The following is a 23155-nucleotide window of genomic DNA, read 5'->3' on the forward strand; positions in this document are numbered from 1 at the left end:
TTATATGGCCCCTGTCATCGACTCGCCATTCCGTACTTTTTCAGCGATTTGATCAATCTTCCGCAACCGGTGATTGATCCCTGATTTTGAGATGGAGCCGCTTTCGACCATCTCCCCGAGCTCTTGTAACGTGACGTCTTGATGTGTCACGCGCAAGATCGCGATCTCCTTCAACTTATCCGGTAAGACATCGAGCCCGACCGTTCGCTCAAGGAACTTGATGTTCTCGACTTGGCGTAATGCCGCACCGACCGTTTTGTTGAGGTTTGCCGTCTCACAGTTGACGAGACGATTGACCGAGTTACGCATGTCTTTTAAGATCCGCACATCCTCGAACCGTAGCATCGATTGTGTCGCATCGACAAGCTTGAGGAAATCGGAAATCTTCTCGCTCTCCTTGATGTAGAGGATGTGTCCCTTTTTCCGTTCAATCGCTTTCGCGTTCAAATCAAAGACGTTCGATAGACCGCGGAGCGCCGCATTGTGTTCTTCATATAAGCTGAAGATCTCCAAGTGATACGACGACGTCGCCGGATTGTTGAGCGAACCCCCGGCGAGGAACGCCCCTCGTAAATACGCCCGTGCTTTTCGTTCATCGTTGAGGATCGTGTCACTGATTGAACGAATCATCGTGAACCCTTCTCCGAGGATTCCGAGGTCTTGCAAAATCTTATCCGCCTGTTGTTTGACGCGGACGATGTAGACGTTATTCTTTTTCAGACGCATTTTTTTCCGCACGAGCAAATCGAGATGGACCCCGTATGCTTTTTTCAAAAGCGAGTAGATCCGACGGGCAATCGAGGCATTCTCGGTCGAGATATCGAGTGTCAGACCACGTCCGAGACCGAACGAGATCGCACCGTTCATCCGGGCAAGCGCCGCGAGTTCCGCCTTCATCTCATGATCGGTGATCGGAATCTGCGTTAATTCTTTTTTGACTTCTGAGGCAAAGCTCATGTCAGCTCCTCCTTTCCTTCGAGTTGACGCATCCGTCGAATCGACAACACCTTTCGCATGACGAGGCTTGCGACGGCATCTGAGTCATGACGGATGAAGTGATGATTGTAATCGACGATATCGTCTGCTAGCACTTCAACGCCTGCGAGCTCGAATTGTTTTTCATTATAGGTGACGATGTCAGCGTGATCCTTCTGGTATTTCTTCAGGTAACTCGCATCGATCGATTCATTATTGACTATGATCGTATCGACGACGCCTTGTCCGAGGAAGCGCTCGAGTGCTGCTAAATGTTCATTGGCTGTGAACGCCGTCGTCTCACCGGGTTGCGTCATGACGTTACAAATATAGACGACCGGAGCCAGTGATTGTTGGATCGCTTCCCGGATCTCATCGATCAGGACGTTCGGGATGATACTCGTATAGAGACTACCCGGACCGAGGACGATGACGTCGGCATCAAGAATCGCCTGAATCGCTTCCGGTACCGGACGGACGTCTTGTTCCTCGAGGAAGATCCGTTCGATCTTCTTACCGACCTTCGGGATCAACGACTCGCCTTTGACGATCGTCCCATCCTCGAACTCAGCACATAACGTGATCGTTCGTTCCGTCGCCGGATATACCTTTCCTTCTGCGTTCAACAATTGTCCCATGACGCCGATTGCTTCGACGAACGAACCGTTACAGAGCTGGGTCGCTGCCGTCAGCATCAAGTTTCCGAGCGAATGACCATGCAGTCCTTCCCCGGTCTCGAACCGGTACTGCATGATTCGGTCCATCAACGTCTCCGACTTCGATAAGGAGACGATGACGTTTCGGATATCGCCCGGCGGCAACATGTTGAATTCCGTCCGCAGACGACCAGAACTGCCCCCGTCATCAGCGACCGTGACGATGGCTGTGATGTCGAGCGGATAATGCTTCAGTCCACGAAGAAGCGTCGAGAGTCCTGTCCCGCCACCGACGGCGACGACTTTACGTTCCCATTTCATCACTTCTCCTCCTTCGCATGCACATAATCCCGGTGATTCGTCTCGATGTGATACTGCGTCGCAAATTCTTTACTAATCGCTTCCGCGAACGTAATCGAACGGTGTTTCCCGCCTGTACAACCGAGGGCGATGACGAGTTGGGACTTCCCTTCCCGCTCGTATTGTGGAATCAGGAACTCGAGCAAGTCAACGAGTTTTTTATAGAACAGCTTCGCTTCCGGCCACTGCATGACGTACGACGCGACTTCCTCGTCGAGTCCTGTCTTAGGACGCAATTCTGGAATGTAGAACGGGTTCGGTAAGAACCGGAGGTCAAAGACGAGATCGGCATCAAGCGGTAAGCCGTGTTTAAAACCGAACGACATGACGTTGACCGTGAACGGAATCCGCGTGCCTTCCGTGAATTCCTTCAAGAGACGTTCTTTCAGTGCAAGCGGCTTGATGTCACTCGTATCAATCAGCATCTGTGCCTTATCACGGAATCCTTCGAGCAACGTCCGCTCGCGTTCGATCCCGATCAACGGTGAATCCGTCGGTGCGAGCGGGTGTGAACGACGCGATTCCTTATAACGGCGCACGAGGACATCATTTCGTGCATCGAGATACAGCATCCGGATTTGTAAGTCGGTTTTCTTTAAATCCTCATAGACGACAAAAAAACTGTCGATGAAATCACGCGCGCGGGTATCGATGGCAACGGCGATTTTAGGACGCACTTGTCCAATGACTTCGATGAGATGCGGCAGTAACGTCGGGGGTAGATTGTCGACACAAAAATAGCCTAAGTCCTCAAAGCTGTTCATTGCGACAGTCTTCCCAGCCCCACTCATACCCGTGATGATGACAAGTTGCGGTTGATTCTGTTCCATCTTTTCGCCCTCCAGACAACAGTTCCGTGTGTATTTTTCACTTCTTTCTCAGTATATCATAAAAAAAGAGCCAGTTTCACTGAAGTCTCCTTCAATGAAACTGGTTCGATATTATGCGTGTGAGGATTCTTGTAATTCTTCAAGCAACGCTTCGATGAAATGCTGTGCATTTTGCGCTGCGATCGAACCATCGTTCGTTGCTGTAACGACTTGGCGCAATGTTTTTTCACGCACGTCACCAGCAGCAAAGATCCCTTTGATGTTCGTTTCCATCGCTTCGTTCGTCACGACGTAGCCTTGGTCGTTCAAGATACCGAGATCTTGGACGTAACCAGTGATTGGGTTCATCCCGATGTAGATGAAGACACCATCGATTGGATGTGTCGTTACGTCAGCTGTTTTTGTATTGATCAGCTCAATGCCGCCGACTTTCCCATCTTGTTCGTTGATCTGTTTAACCGTATGGTTCCAGATGAAGTCGATTTTCGGGTTGTCGAACGCACGTTTTTGAAGAATCTTTTGAGCGCGGAGCTCGTCACGACGGTGTACGATCGTGACTTTTTTCGCGAAGCGTGTCAAGTAGACGCCTTCTTCCACCGCAGAGTCGCCTCCACCGATGACGAAGAGTTCTTTTTCTTTAAAGAACGCGCCATCACAGACAGCACAGTACGAGACACCGCGACCGCCGAGCTCTTCTTCACCCGGTACGCCGATTTTTTTATATTGTGCACCAGACGCGATGATGATCGCCCGTGCGTAGTAATCTTTGTTGTGTGCATGAATCGTTTTGTATGCTTTACCGTCTTCGATGCTTCGAACGTCTCCGTACGCATATTCTGCGCCGAATGCTTTCGAGTGGTCGAACATTTTTTGCGAGAGATCGGGTCCGAGGATGCTATCGTATCCTGGGTAGTTCTCGATATCTTCTGTGTTCGCCATCTGACCGCCCGGAATCCCGCGTTCGATCATCAATGTCGAAAGGTTCGCACGTGATGCATAAAGTGCGGCTGTCATCCCAGCAGGTCCTGCCCCGATGATGATGACGTCATAAATTTTTTGTTCTGTTTCCGCCATGATTCCACCCCATTTATCGTAATCGTTGTAATTTGAGTATAGGTGAGAATCCCCTAAACGTCTAACACTTTGCTTGTAGCGGTGCCAGCATCCGTTCATGTGTCCGGATCATCGATGCGACGTGATCGAACGAACAATCGACGAGTGATGCACATTCTTCGATCAGCATTCCGTCCCGTAAATCATGGAACAGATAAAGCAGTGATGCCGCGGATGCTTCGATTGAATCGAACGATTCCCCACTTAAGACGAGCTGTGCGAAGCGTTCATAAAAATCCCCTTCGAGACTCATCCGTTCTTCGTCTGAAACGAATCGTTCCGCAAGACGGATCGTCTGCAATGCCCGGTGAATGCGTTCATCCACGACATCAGTCCGTCCTTCCATCTCGATGACAATCTGTTCCGTCAGTAACAGGACGTCTTCCTGGTCTGTCACTTCTGGCATCATCGACAATGCAAGCCGTGCTTCAGCATCGTTCAGTTTGCCAAGGAGAAGTGCCGTGAAAATCCGCGAGACATCATCTTCCGTCTTCAGCGCTTGGATGAGTGCCGAGCGAAACTGCAGGTTGTGGCGGATGTCATACGTATCCGTCTCTTCCTTTAACGCTCGTGCTTCGTCCGACTTCAAGAAAGCGGCTGCTTCTTCGACGTGTCCTGTTTTATAGGCAGAGATTGATAACCAGTGACCAAAGAGTGGGTCTCCCCGGTAACCGCGACGCTCAAGCAACTTCAACTCTTCATAGGCGATATCGTATCGTCCGATGATCGCTAATGTCGACGCGACCTTATAACGTGTCTCAAGGTGCACGGAACGGACGTGTTCGAGCTGACGAGAGAGACGGTGCGCCTCTTCGTCCTGTCCCATCTCGTGTAGCAAGACGAGCGTGTTACAGAGGGCATGCAAATTCCCCGGATTCCCTTCAAGGACCCGTTCGAGGGAAGCGAATGCCTGATCGTTCTCTCCTAAATAGAACTCGACGATCGCAAGGTTGTTGTAGGCAGGCCAGAACGTCGGGTACTGGGCAATCAGTCCAGTCAGCGTCTCCTGTGCCGCGAACAGCATGCCTTTATCGATCTGGCGTTGTGCCTGACCGTGCAGACGAATCAATTCGTCCTCTTCGTCGTCTTCCATCTCTTGTTCGAGATCAATCAGTTCCACGAGTGCGGCCGATGCCTCCGCGTGTTTGCCGTTTGGTGCTTGCTCTAAATATTCCATCGCATGTTGTCGCGCTTCTTCGTAAAGTGAGACGTGTGCGTAGTTATTCGCTAAATAAAAGAGTGCTTCCGTATTTGATGCGTCGAGTGCGCGTACTTGTTTCAAGACATCATTCGCATGATTGATTTCTCCTGTCTCGAATAAGACACGGGCATAACGGAGCAAATAACGGATGTCCGCTGGCTGAAGTGTCGTCGCCTCATCTAAATGATAGACGGCTTCGTCCAGTCGCCCTTCCCGGTGCGCCTTCCGTCCGCGGAAATAAAAAAGTTCCGCTTGGCGCGCTGTTATCGCAAAGGGGTCTGCTTTGTATTTGGTTAATTCCATCATGATTCAAGCCCCCATAAATAGTAAACTGGTTTCGTAGTTGCAGACACAAGAATACCCTATCTCTAGGAGGCATGCAACAGAAAAAAACGCCGGAGTTCATCCCCAGCGTTTCGCATAAATCGATTCCAGTTCTTTGTAATTCTCTAAGCATTTTCGTACAAAAGCATCCGTCTCTGGATTCAGTCCTTCAAGACGTGCCACGTCCTTGTCATATGCCTGCCGTAAGCTCGTCGCATAATCCGGAATCTCTCCGTCATACGCATAAACGACTGCGGGCGAAACCGTGATCTTTTCGTGCTTATGCAAGGCGGTCCGGATATGGAAGAGCGGGACATCGACTTGGTTCGGTTGGTGAAGATCTCCTTGAACGGGATGCTTCTCAACAGCCAACACCTCAACGACGAGACCTTGTGGACGTTCGGCGAATAATCTTCCGAAATACTTTCCTGTCTTATACGTAAAGCGGATGTGCGTCATCTTTTTTCCTTCTTCCTTCTCACAGTTTTGTCACATTTCGTGCCGGCGAAGCGGCTGACTTGAGACGCGTTCATTCGGTGCAATGTCTCGGTGAACGACTGATCCGGCACCAACGACGGCACCATCTCCAATCGTTACGCCCGGTAGGATCGTCACGTTCGCCCCGATCAAGACGTTACTTCCGATGACGACGTCACCTAAACGATACTCCGTCGTCAAATATTCATGACAGAGAATCGTCGTATTGAAGCCGATGATCGTATTGTCACCAATCGTGATCCGCTCCGGGAACATCGTGTCCGGCATCACCATCAAGGCAAGTGCCGTCTTCTCCCCGATCTTCATTCGAAGACATGTCCGGTAGAGCGCGTTCTTGAAACGTAGCGACGGAGCAAACCGCCCGATCGTGATGATCGTAAAGCACCACATCACTTTAAAGAACGACACCGTCCGGTACATGTGCCAGAGTGGATTCGTCGTGCCGACCTGAAACCGATCAGTTCGCCGTGCCATTTTGTTCCTCCAGCCAAGCCGCAAGATGGTCCATCGAATCAATGATGACGTCCGGCTCGAGGGCTTCTAAGTACGCGCGTCCTTTGATCGCCCAACCGACCGCGACTGTCTTCAGTCCCGCGTTCTTACCACCGAGAATGTCCGTATCGTTGTCGCCGACCATGATCGTTTCGTCTGCCGTTGATCCAAGCAACTGCATCGCTTTTTCGAACGGCTCGACGGCTGGTTTTTCTTCCGTTACGTCGTCGGCTGCGATGACCGCGTCAAAGAGTGACGTCAATCCGAATAACTCGATACCACGGAGAGCGACACGACGACTCTTCGACGTGACGACCGCCATCTTGTAGCCTGCTTCATGCAGACGACGTAAGCCGTCGAGCACACCTGGATACTCGAGCACGAGCGCGTCATGCATCGCGATGTTGTAGCTCCGGTAAAAAGCGACCATCTCTTTCCACTGTTCCGCATTCATCGCCGAGAACGATTTTTCTAGCGTCGGACCGATGAACGGAAGCAGTTCCGCTTCCGTGAACGTCCGGTCCGGATAATAGTAACTGAGCGTATGCTCGAAGCTTTTTAAGATCAATGGATTCGTGTCGATCAACGTGCCATCTAAATCAAACAGTAATGTGCGAATCATCGATTACTTCGCCTCCTTTTTTGAACCGTCCAAGTAACGAACGGCGTTGCGGCGAACGACCATCATGATCACACCGAAGATGATCAAACAGATTGAGACGATTTGCGCCGTCCGGAGTCCATCTCCCATCAACAGACTGTCCGTCCGGAGACCTTCGATATAGTAGCGTCCGATCGAATACCACACGAGATAACCGAGGAAGATATACCCACGACGTGGATTGAACTTCATCCGCCAGACGATCAACAGAATGACACCGATGATGTTCCAGATGCTTTCATAGAGGAACGTCGGTAAATAGTATGTTCCGTCAATGTACATCTGATTGACGATCCAGTTCGGTAAGTGGAGCGTATCTTGTAAGTACGACCATGTCGTCTCGCCACCGTGTGCTTCTTGGTTGAAGAAGTTACCCCAGCGTCCGACAGCTTGTCCGAACAAGAGCGATGGTGCCAAGATATCAGCGATTTGCCAGAACGAGATCTTTTTCTTACGCGTATAGATGATGACCGTCAAAATCGCCCCGATGATTGCACCGTGGATCGCGATCCCACCTTGGCGGATGTTGATGATTTGGTCAAGATGTTGACTATAGTAGTTCCACTCGAACGCGACGTAGTAAATCCGGGCACAGATGATACTGATCGGAATCGACCAGATGACGACATCGACCGCGTACTCTTCGTTGAAGCCGATCCGCTTCGACTCGAAGATCGCAATCAGGAGACCGACGACCGCGCCGAGTGCGATGACGATGCCGTACCAGTAAATCGGTACAGGACCGAGTTCAATCGCCACGCGGTCAAACGTTGGTTGTACAGAGGCTAAAGTTCCCATCAAAGACCACCATTCCCATCTTCAATTGCTTGCGCGAGACGTCCCGCGAATTCTTCTGCTGTGTTGATGCCCATGTTCTTCAGACGATAGTTCATCGCTGCGACTTCGATGATGACAGCAAGGTTTCGTCCGGGACGAACCGGAATCGTCAGGAACGGAATTTCCGTATCGATGATTTGGAGTGTCTCTTGGTCCAGACCGACGCGGTCATAGACTTTCGATTGATCCCAAATCTCGAGGTTACAGACGAGGCTGATCTTCTTATGCGAGCGAACCGCACCTGCACCGAACAACGTCATCACATCGATGATCCCGATTCCACGAATCTCAAGCAGATGTTGAATCAACTTCGGTGCTGTCCCAACGAGAATCCCGTCACCCGTTTGACGAATCTCAACTGAGTCATCTGCCACTAAGCGGTGACCCCGCTTAACGAGTTCGAGTGCCGTTTCCGATTTACCGACACCACTTGCCCCTTTGATGAAGACACCGACACCATAGATATCGACGAGGACACCATGCATCGCCGTCGTTGGCGCAAGTTCCGCTTCGAGGAAGTTCGTGATCTGTGACTCGACCGATGTCGTATGCCCTTTTGTCGTCAACAGTGGCACGTTCGTCTCGTCCGCGGCTTGGATGATCGCTTCCGGTACTTCGAATCCACGCGTGATCAAGATACCAGGTGTTTCATCCGTACAGAGGACATTCGCTCGTTCGCGTTGTTCCTCGTACGTTAAATTATTGAAGAACGTCAATTCTGTTTTTCCGAGAATCTGGAGACGTTCTGCCGGGTAATAGGCATAATAACCGGCAAGCACAAGGCCAGGTCGGCACAAATCAGCCGTCAGAATCGGACGATGTAAGCCCTCTTCTCCCGTGACGATGTGGAGATTGAATTGTTTTACGATTTCAGCTGTTCGCACTTTTGGTTGCACGCTTCGTCAGCCCCTTTCACTTGAAGTATTGTACCATATTTTTATTGGATTCATGGAATTGGATTAGAAGCATGATTTCTTGGGAATGGAATAAAGAGTTAATATTTTGAAGGAGGTTTTGCCGTGATGTCAGGCGGTGGTATCGGATTGATTTTAGTCATTATCTTATTTGCGGTTCTAGCAATTGCTGGTTTCGTCTATCTCATCATCTCACTAATTGATATGTGGAAAGCGTATTCGCGTAATCAGGATCAAACTGCCCTCTTATTCTTCATCATCTCGATCATCGGAATCTTCATCAGTGGTTCGTTCATTTCCTACGTTCTCGCGATCATCTTCTATTGGAATCGCGCACGCGGAAAGAGTTGGCTCGGAATCGGTCTGATTCTCGTTTCGATCGTTCTTGCAATCATCGGTGTCATTGCCTTACTCTCGTTTGGTTACGATATGAATAATATCGAGAACATGAACTTCGACGAGCCGATGATGGATCAGGATTACGATTATTGATGTAGGCTACACCCATCTTCTTATGAGGATGGGTGTTTGTTTATCTAAAGGAAAACATAGCGATGTATCCTTTTCTTTTACTTGCTTTCCTCAGGCGAGACACGAGCCGCGGCTGCATCGTTCGAACGAACGAGTAGCCGGGTCTCGTTTGTCTCTGACAGCGCGGATCACCGCGCTTTTTCCTGCAGGAGTCGCGTAAAAAGCAGGATACACAAAAACAGCTACCTGATTCGATTAAGAATCAAGTAGCTGTTATCTATTTCTTATAACGCTTGTGGGCTGAGGTGAACACCATGCGTGACCGAAATTGTACCTGTCTTCGTATCGGCTTCAACCTCGATTTTTGGTGAGCGACCGCGACCTGATACGAAATGTAATTTCCGGTTGACGATCTCTTTTTGATCCCGGATTAATTCCATGTCATCGAGGTTGCAGTTGAGACCACCGAAGTTCGTCTCAAGCTCCCCATACACTTCAGCACCATGCGGCAACATCAAGGCGATGCTTCCGGCAAGCGACGACGCTTTGAACTTCGCGTTTTGCACGGTCTTCAGCTCGCAGCGGACGTTTCCGTTCGCCGTTTTTAGTTCTGAACGTTCGAAGACACCTGTCGTGATGATTTGTCCATTAGCTGTCTTCGCCTTCAAGACTTTCAACTCCGACTCTTCGATTTCGATCGAACCGTTCGCTGTCGATACTTTGACATCCTCACTGAACAGATCACGGACGTTGACTCGACCGTTTGCTGTCATCAGTTGAGCAGATGTCGTATCGAGCGACGTCAACGAAATTTCCCCGTTCAACGTCTGTAAGACGAATGATTCGTAATGACGGCGTGGTACTTTCAGATGGACTGTCGCACGGACACTCTTATCCTTCAAACGGATCGAGAGTGTATTCGCTGAGACTGCGTGTTGCACAGCGGCTTGAAGTTGCTCAAGCGCCTGTTCTTCCGTCACCTGTTGGCGGCGGAGCGGACGTCCTGTCACCGTCAATTCGCATTCTTCGAGATCACTCGGTTCAACGACCAAGTTCGCATTGAACAAATCGACGTGCACCGTCTCACCGCTGAACGGGAATTGTTTGACGTAGGTGACGTTTGGTCCGGACGCCTGGTTAAGCGAAAGATCACTGTCCTTGATCCGGCTGACGAGATTATCGAACGCTGACATGACTTTCGTCGTCAGTGAATCGACGGAATACTGGTCGACCCGATCATATTGTTCTGGTTCATCGACGTACTTATGTTCACTGGCAGAAGTTGCACGTTCGTCGATCGCTTCGAGCCGCTCGAGTTTATCGAGTGCCTCATCAATCGTTAACTTTCCTTCTTTGACTTGCTCCAATATCAATTGACGCATATCTTGCTTCATGAACCGTTCCCTCCTATTCTTGAACCTCAAACGTGTGTTACATGATACTTTCGTTTAAGTTCCCTTAGTTCCTTCCTACGAATCCTCATCCACAAAAGTTTCACGATTCAATTCGTGCCGCGTCGCGTTCAAGGACAGGTGCGAGGTATCGTCCCGTATAAGATGCTTCAACTTCAGCGATGTGTTCCGGTGTACCGGCAGCAACGATCGTTCCGCCACCGTCGCCCCCTTCAGGTCCGAGATCAATCAAGTAGTCGGCCGTCTTGATGACATCCAAGTTGTGTTCGATGACGAGCACCGTATCACCATTGTCGACGAGTCGTTGTAAGACTTTCAACAGACGCGCGATATCATGGACGTGGAGTCCCGTCGTCGGCTCATCGAGAATATAGATCGTCTTCCCAGTCGAGCGTTTATGCAACTCGGACGCCAGTTTAACACGTTGTGCTTCCCCGCCGGACAGTTCTGTCGCGGGTTGACCGAGACGCATGTACGTCAGACCGACGTCAGCGATCGTCTGCAGTTTCCGCGTGATTTTCGGAATGTTCTCGAAGAAGGCAAGGGCATCTTCAACCGTCATCTCAAGCACGTCGGCAATCGTTTTGCCTTTATATTTCACTTCGAGTGTTTCGCGGTTATAACGTTTCCCGTGACAGACTTCACACGGAACGTAGACGTCCGGTAAGAAGTGCATCTCGATCTTGATGATCCCGTCGCCACGACACGCTTCACAGCGTCCACCTTTGATGTTGAAACTGAAACGCCCTTTTTTGTAACCACGGAGTTTCGCTTCGTTCGTCGAAGCAAAGACGTCACGAATGTCGTCGAAGACACCCGTATACGTTGCAGGGTTCGAACGCGGTGTCCGACCGATTGGTGACTGATCGATATCGATGACCTTATCGATTTGATCCAGACCCGTGATCCCTTTATGAGCACCCGGTTTTTCTTTCGCCCGGTTCATCTCGTGCGCAATCGTCTTATAGAGAATTTCATTGATCAACGTCGATTTTCCGGATCCCGAGACACCGGTGACAGCGACGAACAGACCAAGCGGAATATCGACATCGACGTTCTTCAAGTTGTTTTCCGATGCTTTGTGGATATGGAGCATCCGACCGTCTGGCTCTTTGCGTGTTGATGGAACAGGAATGAACTTCTTCCCGGACAAGTATTGACCAGTCAACGAGTTCGCATCCTGCATCAACTCTTCCGGTTTCCCGGCTGCCGTGACGAATCCACCGTGATCGCCGGCACCAGGTCCGATATCGATCAAGTAGTCGGCTGCCATCATCGTGTCTTCATCGTGTTCGACGACGATCAACGTGTTGCCGAGATCACGCATCGCCTTCAGCGTATTGATCAGACGATCATTATCACGTTGGTGTAAACCGATCGATGGTTCATCGAGAACGTAGAGGACGCCCGTCAGACGCGAACCGATTTGTGTCGCAAGACGAATCCGTTGCGCTTCCCCACCGGACAACGTACCGGCTGCGCGTGAGATCGTCAGGTAATCGAGACCGACGTTCTCAAGGAACGACGCCCGTTCGTGAATCTCACGGACGATCATCCGCGAAATCGTCTGATCCTTCTCACTTAATTTCTCCGGCAGTTCGTCGAAGAACATAACCGCTTGTTTGACGGACATCTTCGTCACTTCACCGATATGGTGATCGGATACTTTGACGGCGAGCGATTCCCGTTTCAAGCGGTGTCCTTTACACGTCGGACAGGCTTTCTTCGCCATGTAGCCTTCCATCTGTTCCCGAATATAATCAGACGACGTCTCCTTGAAACGACGTTGTAAGTTATTGAGGACCCCTTCGAAGTAGAGGTTCGTATTTCGGACCATCCCAAAGTCATTCTCATAACGGAAGTGAATCTCTTCCTTCGTATTTCCGTTCAAGATCGTTTCGCGATGTTCTTCTGACAATTGTTCGAACGGTGTATCCATATCGATCTTAAAGTGGTCACAGACCGCTTTGAGTAATTGTGGATAATACTGCGAGCTCGTCGGTTCCCACGCCACGATTGCCCCTTCGTTCAATGACTTATCGGGATGCGGCACGACGAGATCAACATCGACCTCAAGCTTCGTTCCGAGACCATCACATGACGTACAAGCACCAAACGGTGAGTTGAACGAGAACATCCGTGGTTCGAGTTCGCCGATTGAGAAGCCACAAATTGGACAAGCATGATGTTCACTGAACAACAATTCGTTGCCGTCCATCGTATCTACGATGACCCGACCGTCCGCGAGGCGAAGTGCAGTCTCCAGTGAGTCCGCAAGACGGGCTTCGACGTCTGGTCGCACGACGACACGGTCAACGACGACTTCGATCGAGTGCTTCTTGTTTTTCTCAAGCGAGATCTCTTCGGCGAGATCCATCGTCTCTCCGTTGACACGGACGCGGACGAAACCTTCCTTCTTCAAATCGTCAAGTACCTTGACGTGCGTTCCTTTGCGTCCGGAAACGATTGGCGCGAGAATTTGCAGACGCGTCCGCTCCGGTAACTCCATCACTTGGTCGACCATCTGACTGATCGTCTGACTCGAAATCTCGATTCCGTGATTCGGACAAATCGGTTTACCGATCCGTGCGTACAACAGACGCAGATAATCATAGATCTCCGTCACCGTTCCGACCGTTGAACGTGGGTTTTTACTCGTCGTCTTCTGGTCGATTGAAATTGCTGGACTCAGTCCTTCGATCGTGTCGACATCCGGTTTATCCATCTGTCCGAGGAACTGACGAGCATAGGCTGATAAACTTTCGACATAACGTCGTTGTCCTTCCGCGTAAATCGTGTCGAAGGCAAGCGACGATTTCCCTGACCCGGACAAGCCCGTCAAGACGACGAGCTGATCGCGGGGGATTTCGACATTGATGTTTTGTAGATTATTGACGCGAGCGCCTTTGATGATAATCTGATTCTTCTTTTCTCCCAACTTAGGCACCTGCTTTCAATTCTAATATGAGGTCGCGGAGCTCAGCAGCTCGTTCGAACTGCATGTCTTTCGCCGCTTGACGCATCTCTTGGTCGAGCTGCTCAAGCAACGTTTCACGCTCCGATTTTTTGAGTTTGTTGAACTTCTCGAGTTTTTCGACAGTGTCGTCGCTCTCGATTGTCGTACTGATGACACCACGGACGTCTTTTTTGATCGTCTGCGGCGTGATGCCATGTTCTTCGTTGAACGCCATCTGGATCGCGCGACGGCGTTCCGTCTCATCGATCGCGCGTTGCATCGAATCGGTGACTTTATCAGCAAACAAGATGACGTGTCCTTCCGAGTTCCGCGCCGCCCGACCAATCGTTTGAATCAGCGAGCGGTCCGACCGCAAGAACCCTTCCTTATCGGCGTCAAGAATCGTTACGAGTGAGACTTCTGGAATATCGAGTCCTTCTCGTAACAAGTTGATCCCGACGAGGACATCGTATTTTCCGAGTCGTAAGTCACGAATGATTTCAATCCGTTCCAGCGTCTTGATCTCCGAGTGCATATAGTTGACCTTGACACCATTCTCTTTCAAGTAATCAGTCAAATCTTCTGCCATCTTCTTCGTCAGTGTCGTCACGAGAACACGTTCGTTCTTCGCTACCCGGTCACGGATGTTATCCATCAAGTAATCGATTTGTCCCGTGATCGGATGAATCTCGATCGTCGGATCAACGAGACCGGTCGGACGGATGATTTGCTCGACCATCTCTTTTGAATGTTCGAGTTCATACGGTCCTGGTGTCGCCGAGATATAGATCGCCTGACTGACTTTTTCCTCAAACTCCTCGAACCGTAACGGACGGTTGTCTTTTGCCGACGGGAGACGGAAACCGTGGTCGACGAGGACTTGTTTCCGTGCCTGGTCCCCGTTATACATCCCGCGAATTTGTGGCAGCGTGACGTGCGACTCATCGGCAACGAGTAAGAAGTCCTTCGGGAAGTAATCGAGCAACGTATACGGTGTTGCCCCTTCCGGCATCAAGTTCAAGTGACGCGAGTAATTCTCGATTCCGGAGCAATAGCCCATCTCACGCATCATCTCAAGATCATAGTTCGTCCGTTGTTCGAGCCGTTGCGCTTCAAGCAACTGATTGTCTTCACGTAACTTCGCAAGCTGGACCTCTAGTTCCTTCTCGATGTTCGCGATCGCCTTCTGCAGACGGGTATCCCCCGTCACGAAGTGGGACGCCGGGAAGATTGAGATGTGCTCGCGGTCCGCAACGATCTCACCTGTCAGCGGATCCATGTCACGGATCCGTTCGATCTCGTCACCGAAGAACTCGACCCGGACACACTGTTCGTCGCGTGACGCCGGGAAGATTTCGACGACGTCTCCGCGGACGCGGAACCGTCCGCGCTGGAAGTCGATGTCGTTACGCTCATACTGAATGTCGATCAGACGACGGAGCATCTCGTTTCGCCCCATCTCATTGCCGACACGCAGTGACAAGACGTGATTGTTATACTCTTCCGGGTTACCGAGACCATAGATACACGAAACAGACGCGACGATCAAGACGTCCTCCCGTTCGAACAGGGCGGACGTCGCCGAGTGACGTAGTTTATCAATCTCATCGTTGATCGAAGAGTCCTTCTCAATGAACGTATCCGTCGATGGGACATACGCTTCCGGTTGATAATAATCATAAAAACTAACGAAGTATTCGACCGCATTGTTCGGGAAGAATTCCTTGAACTCCGAGTAGAGTTGTCCCGCTAGTGTTTTGTTGTGGGCAAGGACGAGCGTCGGTTTCTTGATTTCCTTGATGACGTTCGAGACCGTGAACGTCTTCCCGGTACCGGTCGCCCCAAGCAACGTCTGATGTCGTTCGCCTTGTTTTAGCCCAGTCACCAATTTTTCGATTGCCGTCGGCTGATCACCGCCTGGCTCAAATGGTGAAACGAGTTCAAAATCCATCGTTTGCTTCCCCCTCATCACGTAAAAAATCTATTTTTATTGTACCACTTTACGAACAAACATTCGATTATGAAGTGCTCCTTTTAGGAAGTTACCCTTTTTTTCGAAAATGCAAAAGTTTCTTTTTGCTTCGAGTGTTGATCCTCGATTTTTCTGCCGACAAAAAAATCCCCGTCACGGCTGTTCCGTGACAGGGATGTACTCGTTAATGCAAGGACCGCACTTTAGTGCGACCATGGACCGGCTCGTTGACGAACAGAATACCAAGTTCATGATGATCTTGTTCATAGAAGGCACGTTGCGCAAACCGGATGTCGCCGTTATGGTTCATGACTTCAAGACGCAGATACGGTTTGTGTTTTTGGATGGCTTCGTAGAACGATGTTTCCGAATCGACCTTCTCACCATTGACCTTATAGATCGCTTCGCCCGGAATCAAGCCCATCTCGGCAGCTGGTTTATCAGGTAGCGTTCCGAGTATGACGGCACCACGCGTTCCATTGAGGAACAATGGTGTCTGTGCCCGGTTCAAGCGTTTGACCCGCTGATGCAATAGGATGTGCAGGACGAGCAACAGGACGATCCCGTACAGCCATTCAGCTTGTCCCGTGACGTATGCAAGAACCGTCAATAGAATCGCGACGAGACTCGTAATCAAACGTCCTTGGACGAGCGGACGCATCAATTCTTTCGGCAACTTACCCGTAAAGAGGAAGCTGAAGCCGATTGGTAACCAGAGAACGATCGGAACGAGCTCTGGAAAGCTGTAACGTGGCCACCAGGCTTCAAGCACGTCGCCCGGAACAAAGACGAGCAAAGGCAATAGCCAAAGTTTATTCGCTGACAGCCCACCGATGAAGCGACCACGCTTCGAAACGACGAGTGACGGTGACAGGCGTCGCTTTCCGCGCCACCAGACGAGGAGACATTCCGCGACGAGCGTTAACGTCGCAAGCAATAAAATCATTTTCGACTCAACCGTTCGAACCGGATCAAGACGTGAATCCATTAGGAACCAGCCGGCAAGTCCAAGCAAGACGATCGGCCAGAGCGGTACGTTCAAGCGAACGATCCCGACCAACAACAGGACGCTCGAGAGTCCGAGTAACAACAGAGCGTATTGCGGCGTCAGCGTCAATCCGAGCCAGCCACTGACGACCGATAAGACGAGACCAATTAGTAACCCAGGTAAAAGTGTTTCGAGGACATCGCTTCGTTTACCGTGTGTCCGGGAGCGAAATAGTCCACGTTCCCGTTTGACACGCCGGATGCCGATGACCCAACTGACAAGGAGTGCTAACCACAAGGTCGGACTGGCGATGAGACTAATCGCGGTCCAACCAATTTCATCGAGTAATTCCACGCGCATTCAGACCTCTTTCCATTCCTTATTATTGAGCAGCGACCTCGAGTGCTTTTTTCCGCTGGACGTCATTTTTGTCGTCCTCGAGTTTCTTCAGGAGACGCGTCTCCATCTCACCCGCTGTCTGCTGATCGATTTTTCCAGTGACGTCGAGTTTCGCATCCTTTTGCAAAGCTTCAACGGCTTGCTTCATCGTGTCACCAAAATACCCATCCTGTCCTTTTGGCTCGTAACCGATCGCTTCGAGGACTAAGTGAGCGTTTTCGACCGATTTTCCATAATCACCGACTTCAAGCGACTTCTGATCAGTCAGGATCTTCGTCACGTTGAAGTAATCTGGTTGTTTGACTTCGATCGTCGGCTTGACTCCTTTTTTGTGAATCCAGTTGCCGTCCGGCGTCAGCCATTTGTTCGTCGTCAACTTCAAATCACTACCGTCCTTTAAGTCGTAGGCACTTTGGACGATGCCTTTACCGAACGATTTCGTACCAACGACCTCAGCCCCGGCACCTTCCTTCAGACCGGCTGCCAGAATCTCAGACGCAGACGCGGATCCGCCGTCTTCGAGCACGACGATGTTATAAGGTTTCTTCTCGTCTGCCTTCCCGAATTCCTGCTGTCGCTCCCCTTTATTGTTCTCGACTTGATAAATCGGAACGTCCTTCGGAATGAACGGTGCAATCATGCTCGAGACAGCCGTTAAGAGACCACCCGGATTCCCACGGACGTCGATGACGAGTCCATCGATGTTCTGACTCTCGAGTTTCGCAAGCCCTTCCTCGAACTCTTTAGCCGTCGGTTCTGAGAACTGTGTCACTTGCAAGACACCAATCTTCTTCCCGTTGACGTCCTCAGTCGACGTATAGACCGTCTCGATCGGAATCGTATCCCGTTTAATCGTGATGTCCATCGCATCTTGTCCACTACGTTGAATCGTCAGGACGACATTTGTTCCTTTTTCACCACGGATTTTCTTGACCGCCTGATCCGTCTTTTGCCCTTTCGTCGACTTGCCGTCGATTTCTAAGATGACGTCACCCGGTTTGATCCCGGCTTTTTCAGCGGGTGATCCCTTAATCGGTGAGACGATGACGATCGATTCGCCTTTTTGTTCAAGCGTCGCACCAATCCCTTCAAACGAAGACGATAGATTCGTATTGAACGATGCTGTCTCCGACTCGTCCATATAGACGGAATACGGATCGTCAAGCACTTCCGCCATACCGGATAGCGCACCGTCCAGCAGTTCCTTATCCGTTACGTCCTCTAGATAGTTCTGTTCGATCATTTGACGGACCTGATCAACTTTTTTCCAATCACCCGTCGCATTCGCAGACGACGATGACGTCGAGACAGAATCCGTTCCGCCAGCCGCTAGCATCCCGACAGCGCCTGCCCCTAAACCAAGCCCGAAGGTACTGACCGCGATGACTGCTGTTGTAGATTTTTTCACGCTTGATTCCCCACTTCCGTTAAAAAACGCAGTATTTTTTTCAGTATAGCAAAAAAAGATAGGTTACCCTATCTTTTCGGTATTCTGTGGGATGTCAAAAGATGTACGGTGCCGGATCCACTGCATTCGGTTGTCCGACCGCCCACTCTCCCTTATGCAATTCGAAATGCAGATGCGGTCCTGTCGACCAGCCGGTTGAGCCAAGCGTCCCGACCGTTTGACCAGGCATGACCGTTTGCCCCGCCGACACACTGATTGAGTCAAGATGCGCATAGACGGTCGTATAGACCTGTCTGTCAATCAAATGCGTCACCATGACGACATTCCCGTAACCGGTCGCACTACCGGCACGGAGGACAATCCCTCCAGCTGCCGCGTGAATCGGCGTTCCTTTCGCGTTGACGAGATCGATGCCCGTATGCAACTCCGGTTTCCCTGTCAATGGATTGTTCCGCGGACCAAATGGTGACGATACATAACCTTTGACTGGTAAGTGGAACGGGCGACTGACGTCGACATCAGCACTCGTATCCGGTGTTGCACTTGGCGTCTCGGTCTCAGGAACCGACGTCTCTGTTTTTGGTGTCTCTGCTTTCGGTGCTTCTCCTTGTTTCTGTTCCTGCGCCGCTGCCTCTCGTGCAGCTTCGGCAGCTTCTGCGGCTTCCGCTTGACGCTTGGCTTCTGCTGCCCGTGCCGCTTCTTCGGCTTTACGTTTCGCTTCTTCTTTTGCTTTCCGTTCGGCTTCTTGCAGAGCAATCAATTCGTTTTGGATCAGACGACGCTGATCCGCGAGGATTTCCGCCTCCTCGGCTTTCGAGAACTGCTCTTGTTGTAGTTCCTTGACCTTTGTGTTCAACTGGACGACGAGCTTTCGCTTCAAATCAGACTCCGCGATGATCCGCGTCTGAAGCACGAGTAACTTCCGTTGTTCCTGTTTCATGCTCTCCAGTAATAACGCTTGTTCCGAGCGCTGTTCGTTCAGCTGCTTGACGTTCGCCTTATAGGCTTGCAAGACGTTATCGTCTTGCTTGATGATCTCACTGACCGTACTGAAACGCGAAATCAAATCACCGAAATCCTTCGCGTCGAGCAAGACCTCGATGTATTTGACGTCTCCTTTTTGCTGAACGGCACGCAATCGGCTTCCGAGCAAATCTTCTTGCTGATGCAGTTCCTTCAACGTCTCGGAAATCGCTTCTTCCGTCAGACGCAATTGTTCCTTAGATGCAGCAACAGCCGCTTGTTGATCGGCTATTTTAAGCGCTAAATCATCCAAACGGCTGTTGACTTCATCCAGTTGCGCACGGGCTTCCTTGCGCTCCTGTTTCGTCAAGATTAACTTCTCTGATGTCTGATTCTGTGATCGTTCCGTCTCTTTCAGACGGCTTTCGACCTCCTGTTGTTCCTTCAGCAAATCTTCTTTCGACGTGGCATCAACGGACACACTAGTTCCAATCAAAGCTAAGCTCAGGACGGCAGAATAGAATCGGACTTTCATGAGAAGCATCTCTCCTCTATTTTATTTTTGAGTGAATCCCTTAAATCTTCAAGAAACGACCGAGTGATGTCGTTGATCCCCATACACCGATGAATGCACCGAGTCCGAGTAGAATCAAGACGACTTGTGCCGACAGTTCACCTGGCGGAATCAGCGAGAAGATTCCCGCATTCACGGTAGCAAGTTGCGGTTGGATCGCGTTGTATGAGACTTCGTAACCGAAGTAGACGACGACGATCGGGATGATGGCACCTAATATGCCCATCAATAATCCTTCGACGAAGAACGGTGCACGAATGAATCCGTTTTTCGCTCCGACGAGGCGCATGATCTCGATTTCCCGGCGACGGGAGAAGATCGTGACTTTGATTGTGTTCGAAATGAGGAACATTGCCATGAATGTCAAGCCGACGATCAGGATGATTCCACCGATCCGAACTCCTTCAAGGAAGTTAAACATCTTTTTAACATAGTCCTTACCATATTCGACACTATCTACATTTTCCATTTTTTTGATGGAATTTGCAAGTGTTTCTGTCTCTTTTGGTGAGGTAGCTTTGACGATATATCGGTCGTGAAGTGGATTATCCTTTTCAACCGACTGATAAGCTTGTGAGCCTTCGCCAAGTTGCTCCTTGAAGCGGTCCAGTTCTTCTTCTTTCGAACTATAACGAACAGAGTTGACACCCGGCATCTGCTTGAGGGAGTCACCCACTGCATCAATCTTCGACTGGTCTGCTTCTCGTTCGACGAACACTTGGATTTCAACGTCTTTTTCGACGTTATCGGAAATCTTGTTGACGTTGAACATGAGCATTGCGAATATTCCTACGAGAAGTAAAGTGACGGTAACAGCACTGACAGAAGCGAATGTCATCCAGCCGTTCCGGACGAGACCTTTTGCCCCTTCCCGTAAATGACGGAATCCATTAAACTTCATAGCCGTACATTCCTTTCTCTTCGTCTCGGACGATTTTTCCTCCGTCGATCGCTAAGACACGATGACGCATCTTGTTAACGATGTCTCGGTTGTGTGTCGCCATTACGACCGTTGTCCCACGGCGATAAATTTCTTCGAATACTTCCATGATCTCCCATGCTGTATCCGGGTCCAGGTTCCCAGTCGGCTCATCGGCGATGACGAGTGACGGACGATTGACGATGGCTCTCGCGATCGAGATCCGTTGTTGTTCGCCCCCAGATAATTCATCCGGATAGTTGCGCTCTTTATGCTTGAGCTTCACGAGATCGAGGACCTCAAGGACTTTCTTCCGGATTTGTGATTTGTCTTCTCCTACGACTTCTAGCGCGAAGGCGACATTTTCATAAACCGTCAATGACGGGAGTAGTTTGAAATCTTGGAAGATGACGCCGATTTGGCGACGAAGTTCGGGGATTTGACGGTTCTTCAGCTTACCGACTTCGATTCCTTTAAATAAAAATGAACCGCTCGTTGGTTTCTCTTCGCGGTACATCATTTTCATGAATGTTGATTTACCCGCACCCGACGGACCGACGATATAGACGAATTCGCCTTGATTGATCGTCAAATCGACCTCACGGAGTGCCGTGACGCCGTTCGGATAAATCTTACTGATTCGTTGCATCTTGATCACGTACTTCACATCCTTACTTATTTACTGATGCTGAATGGATAGGTCCAAAAACCTACCGACCACCATTATAACAGGGACGAAATTGAACGCACATTACAATCAAATGTCATTTCAGGCGATTATACCACAAAAAAGAGGCACGAATGACGAACACATGTCGTGTGTGTCATCTCGTACCCCATCATATCCCATAATTACTTTTTATCCGCGAGCCAGTCAGCAACGGCAACGATTTCTTCATCCTCTTTGAGGATTCCAGCAGGCATTTGCCCTTTCCCGTTCTTGATGATTTCCTGGATTTCTTCTGAAGAATACTTCGAGCCGACCTTCGTCAGGTTCGGTCCGACATTTCCTTCAAGGTTGTTCCCGTGACACGATGCACAGTTGTTCGCGAAGATTTTTTCCGCATCAACAGCTGTTTCCGTCTTTGACGAATCATCGTTCATCGTCGACTCTTCCTTCGTGCTTGACGAATCGCTAGAGCTTGAGTCGTCACTACCGCCACATGCTGCGAGCGCAAGTGTCGTTCCTAACCCTAACGCGAGTAACAAGTTTTTCAGCTTCATCCGGATATCCCCCTCTATAAGTATCTAAGTAAACGCTTCTGACCTAGTTAGAGTATAACCGTTATCCGGAAGAGTTAATCGTGATTTCACAAAAACTTCACGAGTTCGGAACAATTACGGCACATTCCGGTAGCGTTTGTCGTCCGTAAAGCCAAGTCCCAGTACTTCATGCGCTTCACTGACGACGAGGAATGCCGATGGATCAATGTGTTTGACGATTTCTTTAAGCGTTGTGATTTCCCCTTGACGGACTACGACCATCAGCATCGGTTTCCGTGTCCGTGTGAACGCACCTGCCGCCTCGATTTCCGTCGCCCCACGATCAAGCGTCTCGAAGATTTCCTTCACTAACGCTTCCCGCTGATCAGAGATGATATAGGCGAGCTTGTCGTTCGTGATCCCGAGCTGGACGACGTCGATCATCTTGATCGTGATGAACAAGGCGACGAGCGCATACAATCCGATCTCGAGCGAGAAGATCGTCGCCGCACTGATGACGATCGTTCCGTCGAGCAAGGCGATACAGAGATGAAGCGGCAATTTCGTGAAGCGATGCAGGATTTGCGCGATCAAATCCATTCCCCCAGTCGACGCCCGTCCCCGGAAGATCAGACCGAGCCCGATCCCGACACCGGCACCGCCGAAGATCGCGGCAAGCATCGGATTCATCGTCGCAGCCGGAACATCGAACCGTTCGTAGACGAGGATGACGACCGGTAAAAAGATTGAACCGACGAGTGATTTGACACCAAAGCCCATCCCGAGGATCATCCACCCGATCGCGAGCAAGACGACGTTCGCGACGAGCTGGAACAAGCCTGGCGAGATCCCGAACAAATCGTTCAAGACGATTGATAAGCCACTAACGCCTCCTGAGGCGAGTTGATTCGGTGCTAAAAACAAACTAAAGGCACTTGCGACGAACAAGGACCCGATTAACAAATACGCATAATCGCGCACGACTTCCTGACGCGTCGATGTCATGACATTCCATTTCCCCTTATCGAT

At 50.3% G+C, this 23155-nt stretch carries 21 protein-coding genes; 1 reads left to right on the forward strand and 20 read right to left on the reverse strand.

The window, feature by feature from the left end; genetic code table 11:
* The 10 genes from whiA to hprK all read right to left on the reverse strand — a co-directional run bounded on the left by whiA (position 1) and on the right by hprK (position 8843).
* Positions 1-957, reverse strand: a complete 957-nt coding sequence (whiA, locus tag B3G15_RS11465) for a DNA-binding protein WhiA (RefSeq protein WP_035409981.1) — start codon at positions 955-957, stop codon at positions 1-3.
* Positions 954-1952 carry a gluconeogenesis factor YvcK family protein gene (locus B3G15_RS11470; RefSeq protein WP_035409984.1) on the reverse strand — a complete coding sequence of 333 codons (999 nt, stop codon included), beginning with the start codon at positions 1950-1952 and terminating at the stop codon, positions 954-956. Before B3G15_RS11470 ends, whiA begins: the two co-directional genes overlap by 4 nt.
* Entirely contained in the window at positions 1952-2821 is an 870-nt protein-coding gene (gene rapZ / locus B3G15_RS11475; RefSeq protein WP_050678698.1) for an RNase adapter RapZ, read from the reverse strand. Before rapZ ends, B3G15_RS11470 begins: the two co-directional genes overlap by 1 nt.
* A 111-nt stretch (positions 2822-2932) precedes the next feature.
* Positions 2933-3895 (reverse strand): thioredoxin-disulfide reductase, encoded by a 963-nt coding sequence (gene trxB, locus B3G15_RS11480; protein WP_023469225.1) that lies wholly within the window; start codon positions 3893-3895, stop codon positions 2933-2935.
* A gap of 61 nt (positions 3896-3956) precedes the next feature.
* Positions 3957-5441 (reverse strand): tetratricopeptide repeat protein, encoded by a 1485-nt coding sequence (locus B3G15_RS11485; RefSeq protein ID WP_290721061.1) that lies wholly within the window; start codon positions 5439-5441, stop codon positions 3957-3959.
* Between the two features lie 96 nt (positions 5442-5537).
* Complete coding sequence (gene kapB / locus B3G15_RS11490) at positions 5538-5918, reverse strand: sporulation phosphorelay system protein KapB (protein WP_023469227.1); 381 nt, start codon at positions 5916-5918, stop codon at positions 5538-5540.
* Between the two features lie 30 nt (positions 5919-5948).
* Positions 5949-6431 (reverse strand): acyltransferase, encoded by a 483-nt coding sequence (locus tag B3G15_RS11495; protein WP_035396297.1) that lies wholly within the window; start codon positions 6429-6431, stop codon positions 5949-5951.
* Positions 6415-7071 (reverse strand): pyrophosphatase PpaX, encoded by a 657-nt coding sequence (gene ppaX / locus B3G15_RS11500; RefSeq protein ID WP_058264666.1) that lies wholly within the window; start codon positions 7069-7071, stop codon positions 6415-6417. Before ppaX ends, B3G15_RS11495 begins: the two co-directional genes overlap by 17 nt.
* 3 nt (positions 7072-7074) lie before the next feature.
* A complete protein-coding gene (gene lgt, locus B3G15_RS11505) occupies positions 7075-7908 on the reverse strand; it encodes a prolipoprotein diacylglyceryl transferase (RefSeq protein WP_029342487.1) in 834 nt (277 codons plus the stop codon).
* On the reverse strand, positions 7908-8843 hold the full coding sequence (gene hprK, locus B3G15_RS11510; protein ID WP_035396292.1) for an HPr(Ser) kinase/phosphatase: 936 nt from the start codon (positions 8841-8843) through the stop codon (positions 7908-7910). The genes lgt and hprK overlap by 1 nt, the downstream gene beginning before the upstream one ends.
* Before the next feature lie 126 nt (positions 8844-8969).
* Here hprK and B3G15_RS11515 point away from each other — a divergent pair, with 126 nt between their 5' ends.
* Positions 8970-9353, forward strand: a complete 384-nt coding sequence (locus tag B3G15_RS11515; RefSeq protein ID WP_023469232.1) for a hypothetical protein — start codon at positions 8970-8972, stop codon at positions 9351-9353.
* Positions 9354-9616: 263 nt separating this feature from the next.
* On the opposite strand, the gene B3G15_RS11520 is transcribed toward B3G15_RS11515, so the two are convergent.
* The 10 genes from B3G15_RS11520 to B3G15_RS11565 all read right to left on the reverse strand — a co-directional run bounded on the left by B3G15_RS11520 (position 9617) and on the right by B3G15_RS11565 (position 23131).
* Complete coding sequence (locus B3G15_RS11520) at positions 9617-10726, reverse strand: DUF4097 family beta strand repeat-containing protein (RefSeq protein WP_290721072.1); 1110 nt, start codon at positions 10724-10726, stop codon at positions 9617-9619.
* Positions 10727-10826: 100 nt separating this feature from the next.
* Positions 10827-13682: an excinuclease ABC subunit UvrA gene (gene uvrA, locus B3G15_RS11525; protein ID WP_290721075.1), complete on the reverse strand. Its 2856-nt coding sequence runs from the start codon at positions 13680-13682 to the stop codon at positions 10827-10829.
* Position 13683: 1 nt separating this feature from the next.
* On the reverse strand, positions 13684-15651 hold the full coding sequence (gene uvrB, locus B3G15_RS11530; RefSeq protein ID WP_290721079.1) for an excinuclease ABC subunit UvrB: 1968 nt from the start codon (positions 15649-15651) through the stop codon (positions 13684-13686).
* A gap of 205 nt (positions 15652-15856) precedes the next feature.
* Entirely contained in the window at positions 15857-17020 is a 1164-nt protein-coding gene (locus B3G15_RS11535) for a PDZ domain-containing protein (RefSeq protein ID WP_290721082.1), read from the reverse strand.
* A gap of 22 nt (positions 17021-17042) precedes the next feature.
* Positions 17043-18467, reverse strand: a complete 1425-nt coding sequence (locus B3G15_RS11540) for a S41 family peptidase (protein WP_290721085.1) — start codon at positions 18465-18467, stop codon at positions 17043-17045.
* A 94-nt stretch (positions 18468-18561) separates the two neighbouring features.
* Positions 18562-19965, reverse strand: coding sequence for a M23 family metallopeptidase (locus tag B3G15_RS11545; protein ID WP_290721088.1), 1404 nt, complete (start codon positions 19963-19965; stop codon positions 18562-18564).
* 40 nt (positions 19966-20005) lie between these two features.
* Positions 20006-20905, reverse strand: coding sequence for a permease-like cell division protein FtsX (gene ftsX / locus B3G15_RS11550; RefSeq protein WP_058704575.1), 900 nt, complete (start codon positions 20903-20905; stop codon positions 20006-20008).
* Positions 20895-21581 carry a cell division ATP-binding protein FtsE gene (gene ftsE / locus B3G15_RS11555; RefSeq protein WP_029342495.1) on the reverse strand — a complete coding sequence of 229 codons (687 nt, stop codon included), beginning with the start codon at positions 21579-21581 and terminating at the stop codon, positions 20895-20897. The genes ftsX and ftsE overlap by 11 nt, the downstream gene beginning before the upstream one ends.
* A gap of 194 nt (positions 21582-21775) precedes the next feature.
* Positions 21776-22147: a cytochrome c551 gene (cccB, locus tag B3G15_RS11560; RefSeq protein ID WP_023469241.1), complete on the reverse strand. Its 372-nt coding sequence runs from the start codon at positions 22145-22147 to the stop codon at positions 21776-21778.
* Between the two features lie 114 nt (positions 22148-22261).
* Positions 22262-23131 (reverse strand): YitT family protein, encoded by an 870-nt coding sequence (locus B3G15_RS11565; protein WP_023469242.1) that lies wholly within the window; start codon positions 23129-23131, stop codon positions 22262-22264.
* Positions 23132-23155 lie beyond the last annotated feature (24 nt).

This window comes from Exiguobacterium sp. UBA1053, from assembly GCF_002316465.1.
Taxonomy (GTDB): domain Bacteria; phylum Bacillota; class Bacilli; order Exiguobacteriales; family Exiguobacteriaceae; genus Exiguobacterium_A; species Exiguobacterium_A abrahamii.

Coding starts and splice junctions, on each gene's coding strand:
- B3G15_RS11545 (WP_290721088.1), bottom strand. CDS start 19,965: ATGAAAGTCCGATTCTATTCTGCCGTCCTGAGCTTAGCTTTGATTGGA.
- cccB (WP_023469241.1), bottom strand. CDS start 22,147: ATGAAGCTGAAAAACTTGTTACTCGCGTTAGGGTTAGGAACGACACTT.
- B3G15_RS11470 (WP_035409984.1), bottom strand. CDS start 1,952: ATGAAATGGGAACGTAAAGTCGTCGCCGTCGGTGGCGGGACAGGACTC.
- B3G15_RS11495 (WP_035396297.1), bottom strand. CDS start 6,431: ATGGCACGGCGAACTGATCGGTTTCAGGTCGGCACGACGAATCCACTC.
- whiA (WP_035409981.1), bottom strand. CDS start 957: ATGAGCTTTGCCTCAGAAGTCAAAAAAGAATTAACGCAGATTCCGATC.
- B3G15_RS11535 (WP_290721082.1), bottom strand. CDS start 17,020: ATGCGCGTGGAATTACTCGATGAAATTGGTTGGACCGCGATTAGTCTC.
- kapB (WP_023469227.1), bottom strand. CDS start 5,918: ATGACGCACATCCGCTTTACGTATAAGACAGGAAAGTATTTCGGAAGA.
- trxB (WP_023469225.1), bottom strand. CDS start 3,895: ATGGCGGAAACAGAACAAAAAATTTATGACGTCATCATCATCGGGGCA.
- B3G15_RS11565 (WP_023469242.1), bottom strand. CDS start 23,131: ATGACATCGACGCGTCAGGAAGTCGTGCGCGATTATGCGTATTTGTTA.
- lgt (WP_029342487.1), bottom strand. CDS start 7,908: ATGGGAACTTTAGCCTCTGTACAACCAACGTTTGACCGCGTGGCGATT.
- rapZ (WP_050678698.1), bottom strand. CDS start 2,821: ATGGAACAGAATCAACCGCAACTTGTCATCATCACGGGTATGAGTGGG.
- ppaX (WP_058264666.1), bottom strand. CDS start 7,071: ATGATTCGCACATTACTGTTTGATTTAGATGGCACGTTGATCGACACG.
- B3G15_RS11485 (WP_290721061.1), bottom strand. CDS start 5,441: ATGATGGAATTAACCAAATACAAAGCAGACCCCTTTGCGATAACAGCG.
- B3G15_RS11515 (WP_023469232.1), top strand. CDS start 8,970: ATGTCAGGCGGTGGTATCGGATTGATTTTAGTCATTATCTTATTTGCG.
- uvrB (WP_290721079.1), bottom strand. CDS start 15,651: ATGGATTTTGAACTCGTTTCACCATTTGAGCCAGGCGGTGATCAGCCG.
- ftsX (WP_058704575.1), bottom strand. CDS start 20,905: ATGAAGTTTAATGGATTCCGTCATTTACGGGAAGGGGCAAAAGGTCTC.
- B3G15_RS11520 (WP_290721072.1), bottom strand. CDS start 10,726: ATGAAGCAAGATATGCGTCAATTGATATTGGAGCAAGTCAAAGAAGGA.